Raw genomic sequence first — 19,049 nt, 5'->3', positions numbered from 1 at the left:
CCCTGCCCCGAAGGATTCGCACTCTTTCCCCGGATCATCACCATTTGCGGGCACCGGCAACAGATGCGGATCCAGATGAGTGGTGTGGATCCTTCGGCGGCGTGGGAGCCAACCAGGGCCGCCGCCTCGACGGGACAGCGAGCGGACCATCGGGATGCAGCTCGATGGCGGGTCAACCAGACAGCTCGAGCGCGGATTCCTGGTGGCGTCGCGCGTCGGTGCTGGGCCGCAGCCCGGGATTCGACGGGCGGGCCGCGCCGATCGGCCAACAGGCAGTGCACGCCGGAATGCCGAACCCGGCGGCGCTGCGAGGCGAGATCATCAGCGAAGGGGCGTGCAGGCTCGTCGGCCGGGGGTACATGCCGGAGCCCGTGGGCGGGGCGGAGGTGTGAGCGGGGTGCTGGAGGGATTGAGTTCGGTGTTCGCACGGACGCATGAGCTGCCGGTGCCGCCGGAGCGGGGCGCGGTGACGCTTCGGGCCAGCGGAGTGAGCATCGACAGGCGTGGTGCTTCGGGCGCCCATCCGCGCCGGGTTCTCGAAGCCGTCGACTTCGACGTGGTCGCTGGCGAGATCGTGGCGTTGGTGGGGCCGAACGGGGCGGGCAAGTCGACACTGTTGGCGGCGCTCGCGGGTGAGTTGGAGCCGAGCGAGGGCACGATCGAACTCGACGGGCGCGCACTGGGCCACTGGTCGCATTTGGATATGGCGCGGCGTCGGGCGGTATTGCCGCAGAGTCATACCGTCGGATTCCCGTTCACCGCTCGTGAGGTCGTCGCCATGGGTCGTGCGCCGTGGGTGCGTACCCAGCGGCGCGATTTCGATGACGAACGGATCGCCGCCGCCATGACCGCCGCCGATGTGGAACACCTTGCCGCCCGGGCATTTCCGACGCTCTCCGGTGGTGAACGCGCCCGCGTCGCCCTGGCCCGCGTGCTGGCCCAGGACACCGGGACACTGCTACTGGACGAACCCACCGCCGCCCTCGACCTCGGCCACCAGGAAGCGGTGCTGCGCCTGGTCACCGCCCGAGCCGCCGCGGGCGCCGCCGTTGTCGTCGTCCTGCACGACCTCGGCATCGCCGCCGCCTACGCCGACCGAGTCGCGGTCCTGGAATCCGGCCGCATAGCCGCTGACGGCCCGCCCCGCAAAGTCCTCACCACCGAGCTCCTCACCCGCGTCTACCAACACCCCGTCGAAGTCCTCAACCATCCGATAACCGGTGCCCAACTGGTCCTTCCCGTCCGCCGCTGACCCAGTTGCTGTCTGCGCGTCGCAGCAGGCCGGTCTTGGCTCGAGCACGGTTGAACGGCACAGGCCGGTCCACCAACACGGGGGCGGAATCCTCGACGACCTGTAACCGGCATGCCAGCTCGTCGCTGAACGATTCGCCGCTCGAAACCCACCGCATCGGAGACCAGCCCAGCCACGCAAGGCGTTGCCCGCCCGAACTATTCGGAGTTGTGCCCACGAAGCCGATGACATACTCGATCGGGTTCAGCGAGGATTCGGGTTCGACTGCGGAGAGTCGACCTCAGGCCTGATGCCACAGCAACCGCAGTGCACCGTTGATCGCCCACAGCGCGAAGAACACGATTCCGCCAAGGGCTGTGCAGGCAAACCCGATCAGCACGGCCGCGCCGCCGAACCAGACGATCTCCAACAGGGCCCGCCACGGCCCGGTGAGTGGGTATCGCGCATTCTTGCCGCCGCCCGCGGCGAACAGCGCCCACACCACGACGAATACCGCGGGGACGCCGATTCCGGCGATGATGCGCACGATGAGATTCGCATCGAGGGTGAAACCCCAGATCGCCGCTCCGGCAAGCACACCCAATTCCAGCAGAAACATCAGGGCCAGATTCGCGCCCTTCAGCACAGTCATTCTCGATCCTCTCGCCCGCTGAGCGCTCAACGCCAGATCAGCTTCAGCACCGCGGGTGTCAACAGCATGCGGACCACCGACGCGTCCAGGACCAGCGCCGCGATCATGCCGTAGGCGATGTACTTCATCAACACCAGATCGGAGAAGCCGAACGCGCCGGTCACCACGATGAGAATCGCTGCGGCAGAAGTGATTACGCCGCCGGTGTGGGCGATGCCGTAACGGATGGCTTCCGGCGGCGACGCACCGTCCGCGCGTGCCTCGGCCATCCGCGACAGCAGGAACACTTCGTAGTCGGTGGACAGCCCGAACACCACTGTCACGATCAGCGCCAGCACCGCGAACATCAGCGGCCCCGGCGTGAAGTCGAAGATCCCGGCCCCGTGCCCCTCGACGAACACCCAGGTGAGCACGCCCAGTGTGGAGGCCAGACTCAATGCGCTCATCGAAACGGCCTTGAGTGCCAGCACAATCGAACGAAATGCCAGATACAGCATCACCAACGCCGCGGCCGCCAGGAGACCGACCAGCAACGGTAGTCGCACGAGCAAACCATTGATGCTGTCGCGCTCGAGCGCGGGCACCCCGGTCACCATGATGTCCACCCCGGAAGGTTCCGGAATCGCCCGCAGCGCGTCGATCACCGCGTCCGCATCGCGCTTGTCGGCGAGACCGGCATTGAGCACATTGATCCCGTCCTTGGTCGGCGCGCTCGGCTCGAAACGACCGGTTAGACCGTGAATCCGGCTGGCTTCGTAGCGGATATCGCCGAGCTGCTGCGGATTCGCACCCACCACCACCAGCTTGATCGGCTCGGTGCGAAAACTCGGGAACAGCTCGTCGAAGCGTTCCTGCGCGACGCGCGCCGGATTGTCCGCGGACAGATACCGTTCACTGATCCCGCCGAACTCGATATTGCGAATCGGAACGATCAGTGCGAGCAGCCCGAGCACGATCGGCACGACAACCGTCCACGGCCGCCGCATCGCCCGCGTCGCCAACCGCGAGAAGAATCCGGCGTCGATCTGCGCCTCGGTTTTGGTGCGCGAGAACCGATGCCAACCCCACAGGTCGATCCGCCGCCCGACAATGCTCAGTACCGCGGGCAGCGCCGTCACCGACAGCAGCGCGGCGAGCAGCACCGAACTGATGCCGCCATAGGGCACCGACCGCAACACCCCGTTCGGGAAGATGAACAACGCCGCCAAGCTGATCGCGATGATCGCGGCCGAGAACAGTACGGTGCGCCCGGCCGTGGCGACGGTGCGCGCCGTCGCGTCCTCCACACTGTGCCCGGCGGCCAACTCCTCCCGGAACCGGGTCACCGTGAACAGCCCGTAGTCGATCGCCAACCCCAGACTCACCAAGGTGACCACCGCACTGGCGAAGACATTCACGTCGATGTGATCGGTGAGCATCCGGATGGTGCCCTGGGTGCCGAGCACCGTCATCCCGCCGATCAGCACCGGCAGCAAAGCCCCGACGACCCCGCCGAAAACGAAATACAACAGGATCGCCACGATCGGCAGCGCGATGATCTCGGCGCGGCGAATGTCGTCCTGCATGCCTTGGTTGATGCCCTCGACAATCGGCTGCAGCCCGGCCAACTGCACCGTGGTGCCGCCGGGTCCACCGCCCGCGCGCCCCGCGCCCAGCTCGCCCTTGATCGCGGTGTAGTTCTCGACCGTCGCGGTGCCTTCCCCGCGCAATCCGACGCTGGCGAAGGCGTGGGTGTGCGAGGCGTCGGTGGCCTGCGCGGCGAAGGGGCTGTCCCAGTAGCTATCGATCTTCAGGACCTGGTCGGGGTGACGGGCCAGCAGTTGCTTCAGTGAATTCGTCACTGCCGCACGCACTGTCGGGTCGTCGACGGTCATACCCGCGGGCGCGGTGTACAGCAGGATGATGTCGCTGTCGGTATCGCGACCGAAGGTGGCATCGGCGATCTTGGCGGCCGCCACCGATTCACTGCTCTCGTCGAACCAGCCCTCCTGGGTCAGCCGGCCCGCCAGATCCCGGCCGTACCAGCCCGAGAGCAGCACCACGACAATGGCTGTACCCAACACCAGATAACGGTGGCGGTGGATGAGACGTCCCCACCGCAGCGAGCCGGATTCGATCATCTAGCCGCAGGCCGCGGTGCGGTAGTCGGCCGAGCGCAGAATGCCGCACAGATCGGTGCGCGAGATCTTCCACTTGCCGTCGAGCAGCACGAAATGCACGACGGTGGTGCGGACCGCGGTGCCGCTGCCGTCCTTGTCCAGCCGCATGGTCGCGGTCAGCGTGCCGTCGCGGTTGTCGAAGACCGGGTCGGTGACGCCGTAGATGGCGCGTGGATTGTCCTGCAGTGCCCGGTACATATCCGGGATGGCGTCGCGGAAGGCCTCGCCGTCCTCGATGAGGTCGGTGCGCTCGGAGTCGGGCAGCGCCGGATCCAGGGCGCGTTTGATCTGCGCGTCCAATTCGGCGGCCGTCGGCAGCGGCCGGTGCGCGGCGCTCGAGGAGGCCGCGATCGAGGACGACAGCGAGGCATTGGCCGAGGAGCGCGCGGCATCGACCGAGGCCTCGTCCGGTCCGGTGCTGCACGCCGCAGCCACCGCGACGAGGGCGGCCGCGGTCAGCGCGGAACGGGCGAATCGTGTGGTTGGCATCACCATCTACATACCATCTATGACTGAACTGATCCGGCCCAGCAGTGCCCGCACGGTTGTCATGTCCCGATCCGGGACCGCCTCGACCGGTTCCGCGTCCGGAATCATGTCGCGCACCAGCGCCACGACACTGCGTTCGTCGTCGAGGTCGATATCGGTGGCGCGGGCCTGCGCGACGGCGACCACATCCTCCGGTCCCGGTACATCGCTGTCGAGGTCGGCGCGGTAGATCTCCAGCACCACGGTGGCGCGCACGGTGCGGAAGGCGTAGGGCCTGCCATCGGCCGTGGTGCCGAATCCGTGAGCAAACGGACCAACGGTTATGTCATCGATGGCAAATCCCGATGGATGGTCGGCTTTCAACCGGATCTCCCTGAATTGGACATTGTTTCGAGTCAACCGTAACCCCCATCGCCGACATTCTGCGTCAGCGACGACCCCGGTAGGCCGGTCACGTGCACCATCATGGTCAGATGGTGCGGTAGCGGATGATTCGTCGTAGTAAGGAGTTCGGTGGATGCGCCCACATGGTTCACTGCCCGCAGCGCTCGCTGGTGTGGTGGTGCTGGCGCTGATCGCCGGATGTTCCTCCGATTCCGATAGCGACAAGCTCGAGACCCGACCGGCGGCCACCGCGGCGGTCGCCCCCGAGCAGCGCGCGCAACCCGCCGGGGATGTGTGGAGGCTCGACAACCCGGTCGGCGGACTGTTCGCCGAGGCGGGCACCGGACAACTGGTTGCGCTCGAAGCCAGCCACGACACCAGCACGATGTTGTTCGTCGTCGACCCCGCAACGTTCACCCGTGTTGATCCCACCGGCGCGCCGGACGTGAAGATGCGCACCCTGCTACTGCCCGCCCATGGTGTCGGCTTGACGCAGGGCAAGCCCGGCGAATTGCTGATTCCCGGCGACCACCGGATCATGCGCGTCGACATCACCTCCGGCGTCACCACCGAGGTGCCCGTAGACGGCGATGCCAGATCGGTGCGCTATCGCGACGACGGCACGATGTTCGTCGGCACCGCAGACGGCAAGGTGCGCGAACTGTCCCCCGACGGCAAGGTCGCCGAAACCATCTCCGGCCTGGCCTCTGCCGACGCACTGGCCATCACCGGCGACCATGTCTCGGTCCTGGACCGCCGTCAGACCTCGCTCACCCAGCTCGACCTCGGCAAAGACCGCCTCGGCCTGGCGCTGCGCGCGGGTGACGGCGCGACCAATCTGATCACCGACCCGTTCGGCCGGATCATCGTCACCGACACTGCGGGCGACGAACTGCTGGTCTACACTGCCGGACCGCTCGTGCTGCGGCAGCGATTCCCGGTAAGATCGTCGCCTTACGCGCTTGCCTACGATCAGCGGTCCGACACCGTGTGGGTGACGTGTACCCAGAGCAACGAAATCGTCGGATTCGACCTGTCGACGGGTATACCGAAAGAGGTGGGCCGTTATCCGACGGTTCGACAGCCGAACTCGGTGACCATCGACGAGCGCACCGGTGACCTGTTCGTCGGTTCCGCGACCGGAGACGGTCTGCAACGGATCCGCGCGGACCAGCGGAAGAAAGGGCAGTGATGGCGCCACAATCACGCGCAGCGCTACCGGCGAGCTGGGAAACCACCAGTGACGACTATGAATATGTGCCGCTGCGGCTCCCACCGGAGGTGACCCGGGTGACGGCGTCGATGCGGCTGGCCATCCAAGCCGAATTCGGCGGCTGGGAACTGTCGCGGGTGCGCGCCTACACCGACGGCAGCAGGCGGGTGCTGCTGCGGCGCCGAAAAACCGCACTACTACCCCAGCCCGAACCGGGAATGTGAGGCCATGTATTCACTGCTGCTGCGCCTGATGTTTCTGCTGCCGCCGGAACGCATCCACCATCTGGCGTTCACGGTCATGCGGCTGGCCGCCCGGTTCGCGCCGTCGCGCTGGGTGATGACCAGAGTGCTGACCAGCGACGATCCGATCCTGCGCAACCATGCCTTCGGCATCGACTTCCCGGCGCCGCTCGGGCTGGCCGCCGGATTCGACAAGAACGCCGACGGTGTGAATGCCTGGGCGCCATTGGGGTTCGGATTCGCCGAAATCGGTACCGTCACCGCGCAGGCCCAGCCCGGCAATCCCGCGCCGCGGCTGTTCCGGCTGCCCGCCGACCACGGTCTGATCAACCGGATGGGTTTCAACAACCACGGCGCGGCCGCCGCGGCCGAACATCTGCGCAACCGCCGCGGCGGGGTGCCGATCGGCGCGAATATCGGTAAAACGAAAATCGTCGAACCCGCCGACGCCGCGGCCGACTATGCGGTGAGCGCGTCGCTGCTCGGGCCGCTGGCCGACTTCGTCGTCGTCAATGTCAGCTCGCCCAACACCCCAGGCCTGCGGGATCTGCAGGCCGTCGAATCCCTGCGCCCGGTCCTGCAGGCCGTCCTCGACAGCGTCGAGGTCCCGGTGCTGGTGAAAATCGCCCCCGACCTGTCCGACGACGATGTCGACGCCGTCGCCGATCTCGCGGTCGAACTCGGCCTGGCCGGGATCGTCGCCACCAACACCACCATCCGCCGCGATGGTCTGCGCACCGATGCCGCCGAGGTGGCGGCCATGGGCGCGGGTGGCCTGTCCGGTCCCCCGGTCGCCGAGCGTTCCCTGGAAGTGCTGCGTCGGCTCTACCGCCGTGTCGGCGACCGTCTGGTGCTGATCTCGGTCGGCGGCATCGAAACCGCCGACCAGGCCTGGGAGCGCATCCTCGCCGGTGCCACCCTGCTGCAGGGCTACACCGGTTTCATCTACGGCGGACCGTTCTGGATGCGCCACATCCACCGCGGTATCGCCCAGCGACTGCGCGAGGCCGGTTACCACTCCATCGCCGAGGCAGTCGGCGCGGATCACGTCGCACGTACCTGATCCCGACCGGTCGTTTCGTGCGGTCGATGTATTGTTGCGGGACATGCCATTTCGCGCGTGCGCGGCCTAAGCTGGTGTGCGGCAAGACATATCGAATGCAGCACCCAGAGGGGGCGGCGCATGGTCCCGCACGACCCGGGAACGGATGCCGAACCACCGCGTTCGCAGGCTCCTCGCGGCGTGGTCACGGTGGTCGGAGGCGCAGTCAACGATCACATCTATCGCGTCGATCATGTTCCGGCCGCCGGGCCGCCCGCACGCGGTAGTTTCGTGGAACATCCCGGCGGCAAAGGACTCAACCGTGCCGTCGCGGCGGCACGACTCGGGCTGCGGGCGCGACTGATTTCGGCGATCGGCGACGACGACGCGGGTAGGCGGGTTCTCGCCTATCTACGGGCGGAACAGGTGGACACCGGACAGGTGCGCATCGTGCGCGGCGTGATGACCGCGGTGACCGCGGTCATCGTCACCGGCGCGGGCGTGGCCACCGCGGTCGGTTGCCGCGACGATCGCATCGTGCCCGATGTGGAGCACATCAGAGATGTGCTCGCCGGCGCGCATGTGGTGTTGCTGACGTTCGAACAGCCGATCTCGGTGATCGAGCGGGTACTGGTCGCCGTCCGGAGCCTGCGGCCCGCACCCGTGCTGATCGTGCACGCCGCGCCGCCGGTCGACGCACCCGGCGACCTGCTCCGGCATCTCGACACGATCGACTATTTGATCGGGGCGCCATGGGAACTCGGTGACCTGGCCGGCATGCGCGATGCGGATTTCGACTCATCGGTTGCGCCGTGGTTGCGTGCGCACGGTGTGCGTAGTGTCTGCGCGGTCGAGCACCTCGCGTGCCGCGTGCGATCCGACAAGGTGAATCTAGACCTGCCAGCGAATCCAGCAGCGCAACACGGAGATTCGCCTGGCGGTGGTGCTGCATTCGGTGCCGCGCTGGCGTATCGGCTGTTGCTGACCGAGTGTCCCGCCAGCGGCCCGGACTACTACTGGGCAACTGCCGCGATGGCATCCACCTCGGTGGCGGGGCCGGTGCCGGAAGGTATGCCGACTGCCGCCACGATCGATGAGATCGTGGCGAGGCATCCCGCGCCGCGCTGACATCGGCCGCCTCCCCTCCCGGCGGCCGATGCCTCCGCGGCGCCGCACGCTATCGGAACACCCACGGTGCCCTGTCGGCGTGCAGCGACATCCGGGAGTGCCCGGTGGATTCGCAGTCCAGTGGGTTGTCCTGAATTCCGTTGGGACGCTGGCGTAGCCGAGCCAGCATCCGCTTCGACAGCAGGACCACCGCCTGCTCCCAGATGATGCCGACCCGCCCGGCCAGAATGGCCGCGTCGGCGTGCGCATGCCGATCGTGCACGATGTCCGGATCGCTGAGGATCTCGTCGAGTTCCATGCCCGCCAGCGCCTGTTCGCGGGTCAGCAGCCGATCCGGGAGCCAGCTCAGTCGCCAGACCGCGGCCCCCGACCCGGTCTGGCGGTATGCCGACTCGGGGGTGATGTCGCTGATCATGGTCCAGTCGGTGGTGTCGACGGTCATGGGTGCCTCCGGTGTAGCAATTCGAGCCCGATGAGCTCGAGGGGTATTCCGATCTGGCCGGCGCAATAGAAGGCCCGTGCGTGAACCGTCGAGTCGTGCCGGAAATCCTGGGTGCTGAAGATCTCCGCGAGATCCATCCCCGCCAAAGCTTGTTCCCGCGTCAGCAGCCGTTCGGGCAGCCAGCTCAGCCGCCACGACTTGGCCCACTTGTCCGCCAGCCGGTAGGCCGACTCCGCAGTGAGATCGCTGGTCATCGACCAGTGAGTTACGTAGATGGTCACGAATGCCTCCTGTCGAGCATCCGTTGGTGCAGCGTGTGCAGTGCCTGCCGCACGGTGATACCGAGTTGATCGGCCAATGCCCGCGCGTGCGCGTCGTGGTCCGATGCCGGGTCCGGGTGGCTCAGAATCTCCTGCAATTGCATTCCGGCCCAGGCCTGTTCGCGGGTCAGCTGGTCGGGTATCCAGCTCAATCGCCATGCCGGTTCTTCGCGCCCTGCCCGCCACGCCCATTCGTCGGGCGTGACGCTGCTGGTCATCGACCGGCTGCATTCGTAGATCGTCACGGCTGTCTCCAGGGGTGCCAGAGCTGTCGCCGACCGCATTTCGGGCGCACTGAGCCCCGGTGGACCGCCGCGTCGCGGTCAGCCGGGCTCGCTGCTGTCGGATGGAGCAGGCGACGAAGTCGGCTTGATCGGGTGAAATGTTCTCCCGGCGAACGTGATTCGTTCGCCTAGACCGTGGCGCGGTTCGGAACGAGTTCGGTTTCGGCACCACCGGCTCTTGGCTCCCCGCGCCGCCGTGCGTGCCGTATCAGCAGAATCACTCTCATCACCAGGCCCTCCCGAGTCATCTGGCGGACGACACTCGGTCGCCGTAACTCAGTGTGGCATTTGCCATTCACTAAGGTCAATTGCCGTTGTAAGTTGGTAATTGCCGGTTCACTTGACGGCTAAACCCCGGACGATTGGCATATCGTGAGTAGGGCACAGGAAACGATCGCAACGTCATGGAGGACAGGCCCGCCTATGGTCCAGCAGGACTCTCGCACGGTTGCCATCCGCAACATCCTCACCAGGCTCAGCAAACGCTCGGGGCTGAGTGCGGATCGGTTGCGTACCACGGAAATCGATGTTGCTCCCCTGCTCGATCTGCCTGTTGTCAAGGAGCGAGCGGGCCGCGAGGGCATCTCGGTGGAGCAGGCCGTCCTGCCGGTAATCCGTGACCTCGCCAGGCAATTGGCGCCGACGCACCGCCTGATCGCCGACGCCGAGTTGTCGCTGGGGCTGCTGCGCGAAAAGCCACCGCACGGAATCGATCTGGCCCGGCTCTACGCGGCCGATCTCGGTGAGCGGCGTGAATATCTCACCGCACAGTGGGAACTGTTGCATCGCACGATCGGGGCGGATGACATCACCTCCCCGCCGAGTGTGCGCTCCCTGCGGGCGACGCCCGAGCGCCGGGCGTTCACCGCGTTGGCGGGGCAACTCGTGGCTGCCTCGACCTACGCGGGAAGATCCGGATACCGGTTCATACCCGAGCCGAAAGTGCTTGTGACACTGCCTGATTCGCAGCCACAACGCGGTGTTGTGACAGTCGTCGGGGACTCGGTGATCGATCACATCTATCGCATCGGGCAGATTCCGGTGGCGGGCAAGTCGACGCCGGGCGGATTCGAGATGCACGCGGGCGGCAAGGGGCTCAATCGTGCGGTAGCAGCAGCACGGCTGGGACTTCAGGTGCGACTGCTCTCCGCCGTCGGTGCCGACGACGCGGGCAGATACATCCGCAACTATCTGGAAACCGAGAACGTCGACACCGGGTTGGTCAAAGAGGTCGCCGGCGCGCAGACCCAGGTGACGGCGGTGATGATCACCAGCACCGGGACCTCGAGCTACATCAGCTGCAAGGATGAACGGATCCGGTTGGGTACGCATGACCCCCGCGATCCGGAAGTGCGCGCCGCTCTCGCCGCCTCGAACGCGGTGCTGCTGACCTTCGAACAGCCGATCGAAGTCGTCGAGCGGATCATGGCCGCCATCCGCGGCCTGGACCCGCGTCCGCTGCTGCTGGTGAACGCCACCCCGGCGATCGAAAAGCCCCAGTACCTGTACGGCTACCTCGACACGGTCGACTATCTGGTCGGAACCACGGGCGAACTCGGCAAGATGCTGCCCGGGGAAGATATCGGCTCCGCCGAGAACATTGCACAACGGCTTCGCACGCTGGGCGTACGGACGGTGTGTGTCATCGACGGCTTCCACTGCACGGTGCGATCCGATGCCGTCAACACCCGCATCGACGACTTCCCCGCCGCGCTCGACGACTCACCGGGTGCGGCGGCCGCGTTCTCGGCCGCGCTGGCGCACAAACTCGTCGGGGCCGCCGGACCGGTCGACGACCGGGTATTCCGTTGGGCCACTGCGGCAATGGTCGCGACCCAGTCCTTGGGCGATGTGCCGGACGCGATGCCGAGGGAACGCGATATCGATAGGATCGTCAAGATCGCTGCCATCGAGCCGACGACGGGCTGAGCGCATACGATGCCTCGAGGCCCCGCTGAGGCGGCCCCCCGGTTGGTGTGTAAATTGACTCGCACCCCGTCACGGGCGGACGATACGGCGATCGGCGAGGCCACATCACCTGCAAGTTCATCCCATGAATCGGAGGACCAGCGTGACCGAAGCGGCGTCTAGCCTCGATGAGACCGGGCACCGCTTGACCCGCCGGGGTCGCGAACTACAGGTCGGCATCGTGCCGATATCGCACCGCGTCGACGGTGGGCACGCACTGGTCTTCGGGCCTGCGACAGACGGATCCCCGGGAGTCAGCGATGGCTGTCTGGTGCGGATCCACTCCCGCTGCCTCTACGGCGACGCACTGCGTTCCGATGACTGCGACTGCGGCCCCGAGCTCGATATGGCCATGGACATGATCCAGCGTGAGGGCGCGGGCGTGCTGATCTATCTGGAGCAGGAGGGCCGCGGCGCCGGGCTGATCAACAAGGCGCGCGGGCTACAGACCAGCGAACGCTTCGACATCGACACCTTCGCCAGTTATGCCCGGCTGGAGCTGAGCGCCGATTCGCGATCCTACGAGTCGGCCGCCCGGTGCCTGCGCGATCTCGGCCTGACCTCGGTGCGACTGCTGACGAACAATCCGGAGAAGGTGGAACCGCTCGAACGAGCCGGACTCACGGTGGCCAGGGTGCCACTGCACACCTGGCCGCGCAGCGAGCGAGCGCGAAAGTATCTGCAGGCCAAACGGCGTCATCGCGGACATCAGATTCCCAGGGTCCTGGCTGTCGCGACCGTTGAGCATGTCGAGTGGGAGCGACGGGCCCGTGCCCGGGTGGCATCGCTGGCGATTCCGGTGATGACACTGCCCTGTGCCCTGCTCGGATACTTCGGTGTCGCCGCGATTTCGGCGGCCACGGGGTTGGTGGTGTTGGGGCTGTGCATGTGGCCCGACGTGCTCGGGTTGCACCGATCTGCTCGACGTATGCGCCCTGCGACGCGGCGGCCGGTGGTCGCGGTCGATCCCCATGCGGAGCGGGTCGAGGCGTTCGGCGACTTCTCCGCACCGGGAGAACCGCGCCGAGTGACACCTCGACGGTCCGGCCGTCGACGCAATCGCACAATGGCGCACGCCGGTGCCGACCACGCCGACTCGTAATCGCGAAAACAGTACGGCCCCAAGGCTGCTCGATCGAAAGCCTCGGCGGTGGTGCTCATTGGCTCTCACACTGTAGGCGGTGGCCGGGTGTCCGCCCTGGCCGAGCTGCCGAGCAACCGGGTCGCAGACGCGGGTGGACGGCACGCGGACCGGTGCATCGCGCAGGCCTTTCCCGCCACCGGGTCTGCGCGATAGGCCAGGCGCACAGTCGCATTCGCAAATTCTTCGCAGTTGTGATTCAGGCCACACGGCAGAGATCTGGTGTGGCGCAGTAGTATGCAGATCAGTCGGTCGATGATCTTGCGCCGCACCAGCGCGGCACAACCTATCCCGAACCACCGCCCCGACCGGCTGGCGATTCCGTCTGCGAGCCAAAGCATCTCGGCGTCCGGACGGGACGGGCATCGGTGCCGCGAGCGTACCGATGTCGCTCGATCGACCTCGTGCAGCGCGAACGACGCGCGAAGCTCCCGCGCACACGGCGCCGCGATCGGGCAAGGACACCAGGCTACAAATCCGGGTCGCGAAATCGGAGGTCACCGTGGTGGACAACTCGAGCACTCTCGGCGAGACCGCCCATCGGTTCACCCGCAATGGGCGGGAACTGCAGCTTCGTGTGATGGCAGTGGCCGGCGGTGCCGAGTACGGGCATGTGCTCCTATTCGGTGAGGTAAGCGACGGATGTCTGGTCCGGATCCACTCGCGGTGCTTGTACGGCGAATCGCTGGGCTCACAGGATTGCGACTGTGGGCCCGAGCTCGACACGGCGTTGGATCGGATGTGGGAAGAGGGTGGCGGCATTCTGATCTACCTGGAGCAGGAGGGGCGGGGAAGCGGACTGATCGCGAAGGCGCTCGGCTACCGGGAGAGCGAGCGTCGTGGCACAGATACGTTCGCAAGCTACGAAAGTCTCGGACTTCCCGCGGACAACCGAACCTATCTCGACGCGGCCAAAAGCTTGCGGGATCTCGGGCTCACCAGGGTGCGCCTGCTCACGAACAATCCCGCGAAGGTCGAGCAGGTGCGTTCAACCGGCCTGGCGGTCACCCGGGTGCCGTTGCATACCGAACCGCTGAGCCAACGGGCAGCGGAGTATCTGGAGGCGAAACGGCGCCGCCGCGGCCACATGATCCCGCCATACGGCGTGCTGAGCGAGCCGGGCATGGAATCCGTGCTCGAGCGACCGGCGCCCCTTCCGGGTATCTGGTCGCGGCTCGGACCTGCACTGCGCCCGCGCCACACGGTCCGGCGCGTGCGCGTCAAAGTGCGGCCAGGCACGCTTCGTCGGATCTGGCTGCGGGGCGCGGATCTGCCGTGGGGCCGTGACAATGGGTCCGATTCGTCCGTATCGAAGTAACGCACACGATTACCCCGACGTGGCTACCATGAGTGAGCCGCGCCACACGGTGCTATCCCACCGCGTGACACGATGAGATAGAGTCGCTTGCAATTTATCAGGAGCAGCGGGTCTCGAACCGCGTGGAAACCATGCGGTCGCGCCGGGCGCGGTTCACGCCACAGATATCGGGAAACGGGAAGATGACGACAACAGAAATCGGTTTCGCGCACGAGTCCGGCAAGACGGTGTACACGGTGCCGGAAGCATTCCAGGAGACCGTGAAGCTACGACCGGATCAGGTCGCGTTGCGGACGGTCGGCGGTACCACGGAGATCAGCTGGCGCGAATACGGTGAGCGGGTGCGCACGCTCGCGGCGGGGCTGTCCGGCCTGGGCGTCGGCCACGGCGACAGCGTCGGCATCATGCTCACCAACCGGCCCGAGTTCAATCTGATCGATACGGCCGCACTGCATTTGGGCGCAACTCCGTTCTCGATCTACAACACCAGCTCTCCCGAGCAGATCAAGCATCTGTTCACCAATGCGGAGAACAAGGTGGTGATCACCGAGCGCGCCTTCCTCGACGTGATCAAGAGCGCGGGCGTCGAGCTCGAGCACATCGTGGTGGTGGACGGTCCGGCCGCCGATACGGTCGGCCTGGCCGACCTCGAGGCGAATCCGGCCGCCGACTTCGATTTCGATGCCGCTTGGCAGGCAGTCACCCCCGACGATCTCGCCACGCTGATATACACCTCGGGCACCACCGGCCCGTCCAAGGGTGTGGAGATCACCCACCGCAATGTGCTGGCCCAGATCATCGCGCTGGTCAACGGCCCACTGCGGGTCGGCTTCGACGACCGCGCCATCTCCTATCTGCCCGCCGCGCACGTCGCAGACCGCATTTCCGGCCATGCCATCAGCTTGCTCACCGGCATCCTGATCACCTGCGTGCCGGATCCGCGCGAGATCGCCGCGGCGCTGCCCGACGCACACCCCACGATCTTCTTCGGGGTGCCCCGGGTGTGGCAGAAGATCAAGGCCGGTATCGACGGCAAGCTGGCCACCGAAGCGAGCCCGGTGAAGAAGGCGCTGGCGAACTGGGCCATCGATACCGGCATCGCCGCCGCGCGCGCCGAGCTGGCGGGTAAGGGCCGCAGCCCGGTGCTCGCCGTGCAGTACAAGGTCGCCGACGCGCTGGTGCTCTCGAAACTGCGGGCGGCCCTAGGCCTGGACAACCTCAAGGTCGCCGCCTCAGGTGCCGCCGCGATCCCGGCCGAAACCCTCGAATACTTCCTCGGACTCGGGTTCACCGTCAGCGAGGTGTGGGGCATGTCGGAGACCACCGGCGTGGCCACCTACACCGAATTGGCCAAGCCGCGGCCGGGTTCGGTCGGCCGGGCCGTCGAGGGCCTCGAGGTGCGGCTCGGCGAGGACGGTGAACTGCTGGTGCGCGGCCCGATCGTCACCCCCGGCTACCGCAAGCAGCCCGAGAAGACCAAGGAGGCGCTCGACGCCGACGGCTGGCTGGCCACCGGGGACGTCGCCACCATCGATGCCGACGGCTATGTGCGCATCGTGGATCGCAAGAAGGAACTGATCATCAACGAGTCGGGTAAGAACATCTCCCCGACCAATATCGAGAACGCGGTCAAGGCGGCCTCCTCGCTGGTCGGTCACGTGGTAGCGATCGGTGAGGCCAAACCGTTCATCTCCGCGCTGATCGTGCTCGATCCGGACACCGCCGCCATCCGGGCCAAGGAATTCGACGCTCCCGCCGACGATCTGGTCGCGCTGGCCACCCGCAAGGAGATCCTGGACGAGGTGCTGGCGGCGGTCGTCGCGGGCAACCGCAAGCTGTCGCGGGTCGAGCAGATCAAACGGTTCACGGTGGTCGGCAAGCCGTGGGAGCCGGGCGGGGACGAGCTGACCCCGACGATGAAGCTCAAGCGCAGCCCGATCGCGGCGAAGTACGCCGAGGAGATCGCCTCGCTGTACACCACGCCGCTGCCCGAATCGGTGGTGAACGTCTCCTGACGATCGGTGGCCCTGAGCAAAAGCTCAGGGCCACCGTCGTTTTCCCGGCAAATGCTAGGCGACCTCGTACTTTGCGACGATGGTGGCGCGGGCCACGGTGTGCGAGAACAGGTTGAAGCCGAGGAAGGCAGGCGTGCCGTTCTCGTCGATCTCCAACCGCTCCACATCCACCGCATGCACGACGATGAAGTAGCGGTGGTACCCGTGTCCGGCCGGTGGCGCCGCACCGACGTATCCCGGGAACGCGCCGTCATTGCGCAATGTGACCGCACCCTCGGGCAGGACACTGCCCTCACTACCGGCTCCGCGTGGCAGCGAGGTGGTGCTCCCCGGAATGTTGGCCACCGCCCAGTGCCAGAAACCGGCGGCGGTCGGCGCATCCGGATCGTAGACGGTGACCGCGAAACTCTTTGTCTCCGCAGGGAATCCGGACCAGGACAGCTGCGGCGAGACATCCTTGCCGCCCGCGCCGAAGACGCCGCTGACCTGATCGTTGCCGAAGCTCTCGCCATCGGCGACATCCTCCGAGGTCACCGTGAAGCTGGGCACCTCGGGCAGCGCGTCGTACGGGTTGTAAGAGTAGTCGGGCACGGTGGATCCTTTCGATCGTCAGCTGTTCAACAGGAAGTGTTCCAGCACCCGGGTGCCGAATTCGAGTGCCTGCACCGGAACCCGCTCGTCGACACCGTGGAACAGTGCCGTGAAGTCCAATTCCGGTGGCAGCTGCAGCGGTGCGAATCCGAAGCAGCGAATACCCAAGCGGGCGAAGGCCTTTGCGTCGGTGCCGCCGGAGAGCATATAGGGCACGGTCCGGCCCTGCGGGTCGTGGGCGAGAATGGCGGCGTTCATCGCGTCGACGAGATGTCCGTCGAATGTCGTTTCGTAGGAGTCGAGTTTGGTGATCCACTCGCGCTCGACATCCGGGCCGATCAGCTCGTCCACCTCACGCTCGAACGCGGCCTGCCGCCCCGGCACCACGCGACAATCGACGACCGCCTCCGCGGTCTGCGGGATCACATTCGCCTTGTATCCCGCCTGCAGCATGGTCGGATTCGCGGTATCGCGCAGTGTCGCGCCGATGATGCGGGAAATCGTGCCCAACTTCGCGAGCTGACCCTCGATATCAGGACTCGACGGATCGAACTCCAAGCCGGTCTCCTCGGCGACCGCGGCCAGGAATTCGGCGACCGAATCCGAAAGCACCAGGGGGAAGGTATGTTTGCCCAGACGCGCCACCGCGGCGGCCAGAATCGTGACGGCATTGTCCTCGTGCAGGAACGAACCGTGACCGGCACGGGCCTTGGCCCGCAACCGCATCCAGCCGAGCCCCTTCTCAGCGGTCTCCACCAGGTACAACCGACGGTCGGTGCCGTCCGGGCGCGGCACGGTCAGCGAGAAGCCGCCGACCTCCCCCACGGCCTCGGTGATCCCGTCGAACAGGTCGGGCCGATTCTGCACCAGCCACTGCGAACCCCACTTGCCGCCGTTCTCCTCATCGGCGAGGAAGGCGAAGACGATATCGCGCGGCGGCACCGTCCCCTCGATCTTGAACTGGCGCGCGATGGCCAGCATCATGCCGACCATATCTTTCATATCGATCGCGCCGCGCCCCCACACATAGCCGTCGCGCACCGCACCCGAGAACGGGTGCACACTCCAGTCCGCGGCCTCGGCGGGCACCACATCCAGATGTCCGTGGATCAGCAGCGCGCCGCGGCTCGAATCGGCTCCCTTCAACCGCGCGAATACATTTCCGCGACACGGCGCGCCCGACTCCACGTACTCGGTTGTGTACCCTGCCTGATGCAATTGATCGGCCACCCACTGCGCACATTCGCGCTCGCCCTTGGTGGTGGCCAGATCCCCGGTGTTGGAAGTGTCGAACCGGATCAGCGTACTGACCAATTCGACCACCTCGGACACGGCACGAGATGTGGTGTTCGGACCGGATACTTCGCCAGTTGCAGACACGTACCCTTTCCTACCACCTGACACCGCCCGCAGGGTGCCATGGCGGTACCCGCCATGATCGCGAGGTGCGCAATCGCGGGTCGATTCACGCTGATCGCAATCGCGGGTGCGGTGTGGTCGCGATATTGCGGGGTATGTCTCGGTTGAAGCCTTGACCGGAAAGCCCTGCCGATGAAGTTCCCGAATCTGCCATTACCGCCCATCGACAGCGCGACCGACTGGGTCGCGCGGCAGGTGCGAGCGCGGGTTCCCAAGGCGGATATGAGCGACCGGGATCCGGCCTTCATCGCCTGCGCCGTCGAACCGTCGTGGCAGCTGGCCCGCGCGTACTTCCGCGCTGACGTGCGCGGAATGGAGCAGATACCCGATGACGGGCCGATATTGTTGGTCGGCAACCACTCCGGCGGCAATGTCTCGCCCGAGGCGCTCGTGACCACCCTCGCGTTCGCGCACTATTTCGGACCCGAGCGGCCCTTCTACCAACTCGCCCACAATCTGGTGATGGCCGTGCCGATCCTCGGCTCGTTCCTGTCCCGCTTCGGCACGTTGGCAGCCGATCCCGACAGCGCCAAGGCCGCGCTGCGCAGTGGCGCGGCAGTGCTGGTCTATCCCGGCGGCGACTGGGAGGTGCACCGCCCGACCTGGGAGGAGGACCGGCTCGATTTCGCCGGACGCACCGGATTCCTCCGACTGGCCTGGGACGAACACGTGCCGATCGTGCCGTTCGTGAACTACGGCGCCCAGCAGAACGCCCTCATGCTCACCCGCGGCGACCGGATAGCGCGGCTGCTACGGCTGGATCGGACACTGCGGTTGAAAGTGTTCCCGATTTCGCTGGCGCTGCCGGGGGGCTGAATATCAGCGACCTCGCGGGGCATATCCCATTGCCCACGAAAGTGACCGTCGAATTCCTGCCGCCGATCGACCTGCACGAGATATTGGGGCCCGAGCTGGATGTGGATCGCGGCTACGAGTACGTCACCGGGATCATGCAGGAGGCATTGTCGAGGCTGGCCGAGGAACGGACGCTGCCGATCCTGGGATGAGCTC

21 protein-coding genes are annotated in these 19,049 nt (G+C 66.4%); 12 read left to right on the top strand and 9 right to left on the bottom strand.

Annotated features, from left to right (window positions below):
- Window positions 1-164: 164 nt before the first annotated feature.
- A complete protein-coding gene (locus ACQPZ2_RS22680) occupies window positions 165-392 on the top strand; it encodes a hypothetical protein (protein WP_433520280.1) in 228 nt (75 codons plus the stop codon).
- Complete coding sequence (locus ACQPZ2_RS22675) at window positions 389-1,252, top strand: heme ABC transporter ATP-binding protein (protein ID WP_433520279.1); 864 nt, start codon at window positions 389-391, stop codon at window positions 1,250-1,252. Before ACQPZ2_RS22680 ends, ACQPZ2_RS22675 begins: the two co-directional genes overlap by 4 nt.
- A gap of 280 nt (window positions 1,253-1,532) precedes the next feature.
- Here the strand turns inward: ACQPZ2_RS22675 and ACQPZ2_RS22670 are convergent, their stop codons facing one another.
- Genes ACQPZ2_RS22670 through ACQPZ2_RS22655 form a run of 4 tightly spaced genes read right to left on the bottom strand, consistent with a single transcriptional unit; the run spans window position 1,533 to window position 4,894 of the window.
- On the bottom strand, window positions 1,533-1,883 hold the full coding sequence (locus ACQPZ2_RS22670) for a YrdB family protein (RefSeq protein ID WP_433520278.1): 351 nt from the start codon (window positions 1,881-1,883) through the stop codon (window positions 1,533-1,535).
- 26 nt (window positions 1,884-1,909) lie between these two features.
- Window positions 1,910-4,003: an MMPL family transporter gene (locus ACQPZ2_RS22665; protein WP_433520277.1), complete on the bottom strand. Its 2,094-nt coding sequence runs from the start codon at window positions 4,001-4,003 to the stop codon at window positions 1,910-1,912.
- Window positions 4,004-4,531 carry a hypothetical protein gene (locus tag ACQPZ2_RS22660; RefSeq protein WP_433520276.1) on the bottom strand — a complete coding sequence of 176 codons (528 nt, stop codon included), beginning with the start codon at window positions 4,529-4,531 and terminating at the stop codon, window positions 4,004-4,006. It abuts the gene before it with no gap.
- 6 nt (window positions 4,532-4,537) lie between these two features.
- Entirely contained in the window at window positions 4,538-4,894 is a 357-nt protein-coding gene (locus ACQPZ2_RS22655) for a hypothetical protein (protein WP_433520275.1), read from the bottom strand.
- Window positions 4,895-5,048: 154 nt separating this feature from the next.
- On the opposite strand from ACQPZ2_RS22655, the gene ACQPZ2_RS22650 reads away from it, so the two are divergent.
- From ACQPZ2_RS22650 to ACQPZ2_RS22635, 4 genes are all read left to right on the top strand, one after another.
- Window positions 5,049-6,107, top strand: coding sequence for a YncE family protein (locus ACQPZ2_RS22650; protein WP_433520274.1), 1,059 nt, complete (start codon window positions 5,049-5,051; stop codon window positions 6,105-6,107).
- Entirely contained in the window at window positions 6,107-6,352 is a 246-nt protein-coding gene (locus ACQPZ2_RS22645) for a DUF5703 family protein (RefSeq protein WP_040691094.1), read from the top strand. The genes ACQPZ2_RS22650 and ACQPZ2_RS22645 overlap by 1 nt, the downstream gene beginning before the upstream one ends.
- A gap of 4 nt (window positions 6,353-6,356) precedes the next feature.
- Window positions 6,357-7,433 (top strand): quinone-dependent dihydroorotate dehydrogenase, encoded by a 1,077-nt coding sequence (locus tag ACQPZ2_RS22640; protein WP_433520273.1) that lies wholly within the window; start codon window positions 6,357-6,359, stop codon window positions 7,431-7,433.
- A 120-nt stretch (window positions 7,434-7,553) separates the two neighbouring features.
- Entirely contained in the window at window positions 7,554-8,540 is a 987-nt protein-coding gene (locus tag ACQPZ2_RS22635) for a PfkB family carbohydrate kinase (protein WP_433520272.1), read from the top strand.
- A gap of 49 nt (window positions 8,541-8,589) precedes the next feature.
- On the opposite strand, the gene ACQPZ2_RS22630 is transcribed toward ACQPZ2_RS22635, so the two are convergent.
- Genes ACQPZ2_RS22630 through ACQPZ2_RS22620 form a run of 3 tightly spaced genes read right to left on the bottom strand, consistent with a single transcriptional unit; the run spans window position 8,590 to window position 9,547 of the window.
- Window positions 8,590-8,982: a hypothetical protein gene (locus tag ACQPZ2_RS22630; RefSeq protein WP_433520271.1), complete on the bottom strand. Its 393-nt coding sequence runs from the start codon at window positions 8,980-8,982 to the stop codon at window positions 8,590-8,592.
- A complete protein-coding gene (locus ACQPZ2_RS22625) occupies window positions 8,979-9,263 on the bottom strand; it encodes a hypothetical protein (RefSeq protein WP_433520270.1) in 285 nt (94 codons plus the stop codon). Before ACQPZ2_RS22625 ends, ACQPZ2_RS22630 begins: the two co-directional genes overlap by 4 nt.
- A complete protein-coding gene (locus tag ACQPZ2_RS22620; RefSeq protein ID WP_433520269.1) occupies window positions 9,260-9,547 on the bottom strand; it encodes a hypothetical protein in 288 nt (95 codons plus the stop codon). Before ACQPZ2_RS22620 ends, ACQPZ2_RS22625 begins: the two co-directional genes overlap by 4 nt.
- Before the next feature lie 462 nt (window positions 9,548-10,009).
- Between ACQPZ2_RS22620 and ACQPZ2_RS22615 the strand changes: the two genes are divergently transcribed.
- From ACQPZ2_RS22615 to ACQPZ2_RS22600, 4 genes are all read left to right on the top strand, one after another.
- Complete coding sequence (locus ACQPZ2_RS22615; RefSeq protein WP_433520268.1) at window positions 10,010-11,515, top strand: PfkB family carbohydrate kinase; 1,506 nt, start codon at window positions 10,010-10,012, stop codon at window positions 11,513-11,515.
- Between the two features lie 142 nt (window positions 11,516-11,657).
- Window positions 11,658-12,656: a GTP cyclohydrolase II gene (locus tag ACQPZ2_RS22610; protein ID WP_433520267.1), complete on the top strand. Its 999-nt coding sequence runs from the start codon at window positions 11,658-11,660 to the stop codon at window positions 12,654-12,656.
- A gap of 541 nt (window positions 12,657-13,197) precedes the next feature.
- On the top strand, window positions 13,198-14,013 hold the full coding sequence (locus ACQPZ2_RS22605; RefSeq protein ID WP_433520266.1) for a GTP cyclohydrolase II: 816 nt from the start codon (window positions 13,198-13,200) through the stop codon (window positions 14,011-14,013).
- Window positions 14,014-14,195: 182 nt separating this feature from the next.
- The gene (locus ACQPZ2_RS22600; RefSeq protein WP_433520265.1) at window positions 14,196-16,028 is read left to right on the top strand and encodes an AMP-dependent synthetase/ligase; all 1,833 of its coding nucleotides are present in this window, start codon (window positions 14,196-14,198) and stop codon (window positions 16,026-16,028) included.
- Between the two features lie 54 nt (window positions 16,029-16,082).
- Here ACQPZ2_RS22600 and ACQPZ2_RS22595 read toward each other — a convergent pair whose 3' ends face one another.
- Window positions 16,083-16,619: a YbhB/YbcL family Raf kinase inhibitor-like protein gene (locus ACQPZ2_RS22595; RefSeq protein WP_433520264.1), complete on the bottom strand. Its 537-nt coding sequence runs from the start codon at window positions 16,617-16,619 to the stop codon at window positions 16,083-16,085.
- Window positions 16,620-16,637: 18 nt separating this feature from the next.
- Complete coding sequence (locus tag ACQPZ2_RS22590) at window positions 16,638-17,999, bottom strand: M20/M25/M40 family metallo-hydrolase (RefSeq protein WP_083897936.1); 1,362 nt, start codon at window positions 17,997-17,999, stop codon at window positions 16,638-16,640.
- Between the two features lie 171 nt (window positions 18,000-18,170).
- Between ACQPZ2_RS22590 and ACQPZ2_RS22585 the strand changes: the two genes are divergently transcribed.
- Window positions 18,171-18,854, top strand: coding sequence for a lysophospholipid acyltransferase family protein (locus tag ACQPZ2_RS22585; protein ID WP_433520263.1), 684 nt, complete (start codon window positions 18,171-18,173; stop codon window positions 18,852-18,854).
- Between the two features lie 29 nt (window positions 18,855-18,883).
- Complete coding sequence (locus ACQPZ2_RS22580) at window positions 18,884-19,045, top strand: hypothetical protein (RefSeq protein WP_433520262.1); 162 nt, start codon at window positions 18,884-18,886, stop codon at window positions 19,043-19,045.
- Window positions 19,046-19,049 lie beyond the last annotated feature (4 nt).

Origin of the sequence: Nocardia pseudovaccinii, from assembly GCF_050942345.1 — a bacterium.
Classification (GTDB): domain Bacteria; phylum Actinomycetota; class Actinomycetes; order Mycobacteriales; family Mycobacteriaceae; genus Nocardia; species Nocardia pseudovaccinii.
This window is presented reverse-complemented; position numbering and strand designations above follow the sequence as displayed.

Coding starts and splice junctions, on each gene's coding strand:
- ACQPZ2_RS22680 (WP_433520280.1), top strand. CDS start 165: ATGGCGGGTCAACCAGACAGCTCGAGCGCGGATTCCTGGTGGCGTCGC.
- ACQPZ2_RS22670 (WP_433520278.1), bottom strand. CDS start 1,883: ATGACTGTGCTGAAGGGCGCGAATCTGGCCCTGATGTTTCTGCTGGAA.
- ACQPZ2_RS22665 (WP_433520277.1), bottom strand. CDS start 4,003: ATGATCGAATCCGGCTCGCTGCGGTGGGGACGTCTCATCCACCGCCAC.
- ACQPZ2_RS22660 (WP_433520276.1), bottom strand. CDS start 4,531: ATGCCAACCACACGATTCGCCCGTTCCGCGCTGACCGCGGCCGCCCTC.
- ACQPZ2_RS22650 (WP_433520274.1), top strand. CDS start 5,049: ATGCGCCCACATGGTTCACTGCCCGCAGCGCTCGCTGGTGTGGTGGTG.
- ACQPZ2_RS22645 (WP_040691094.1), top strand. CDS start 6,107: ATGGCGCCACAATCACGCGCAGCGCTACCGGCGAGCTGGGAAACCACC.
- ACQPZ2_RS22640 (WP_433520273.1), top strand. CDS start 6,357: ATGTATTCACTGCTGCTGCGCCTGATGTTTCTGCTGCCGCCGGAACGC.
- ACQPZ2_RS22635 (WP_433520272.1), top strand. CDS start 7,554: ATGGTCCCGCACGACCCGGGAACGGATGCCGAACCACCGCGTTCGCAG.
- ACQPZ2_RS22630 (WP_433520271.1), bottom strand. CDS start 8,982: ATGACCGTCGACACCACCGACTGGACCATGATCAGCGACATCACCCCC.
- ACQPZ2_RS22615 (WP_433520268.1), top strand. CDS start 10,010: ATGGTCCAGCAGGACTCTCGCACGGTTGCCATCCGCAACATCCTCACC.
- ACQPZ2_RS22600 (WP_433520265.1), top strand. CDS start 14,196: ATGACGACAACAGAAATCGGTTTCGCGCACGAGTCCGGCAAGACGGTG.
- ACQPZ2_RS22585 (WP_433520263.1), top strand. CDS start 18,171: ATGAAGTTCCCGAATCTGCCATTACCGCCCATCGACAGCGCGACCGAC.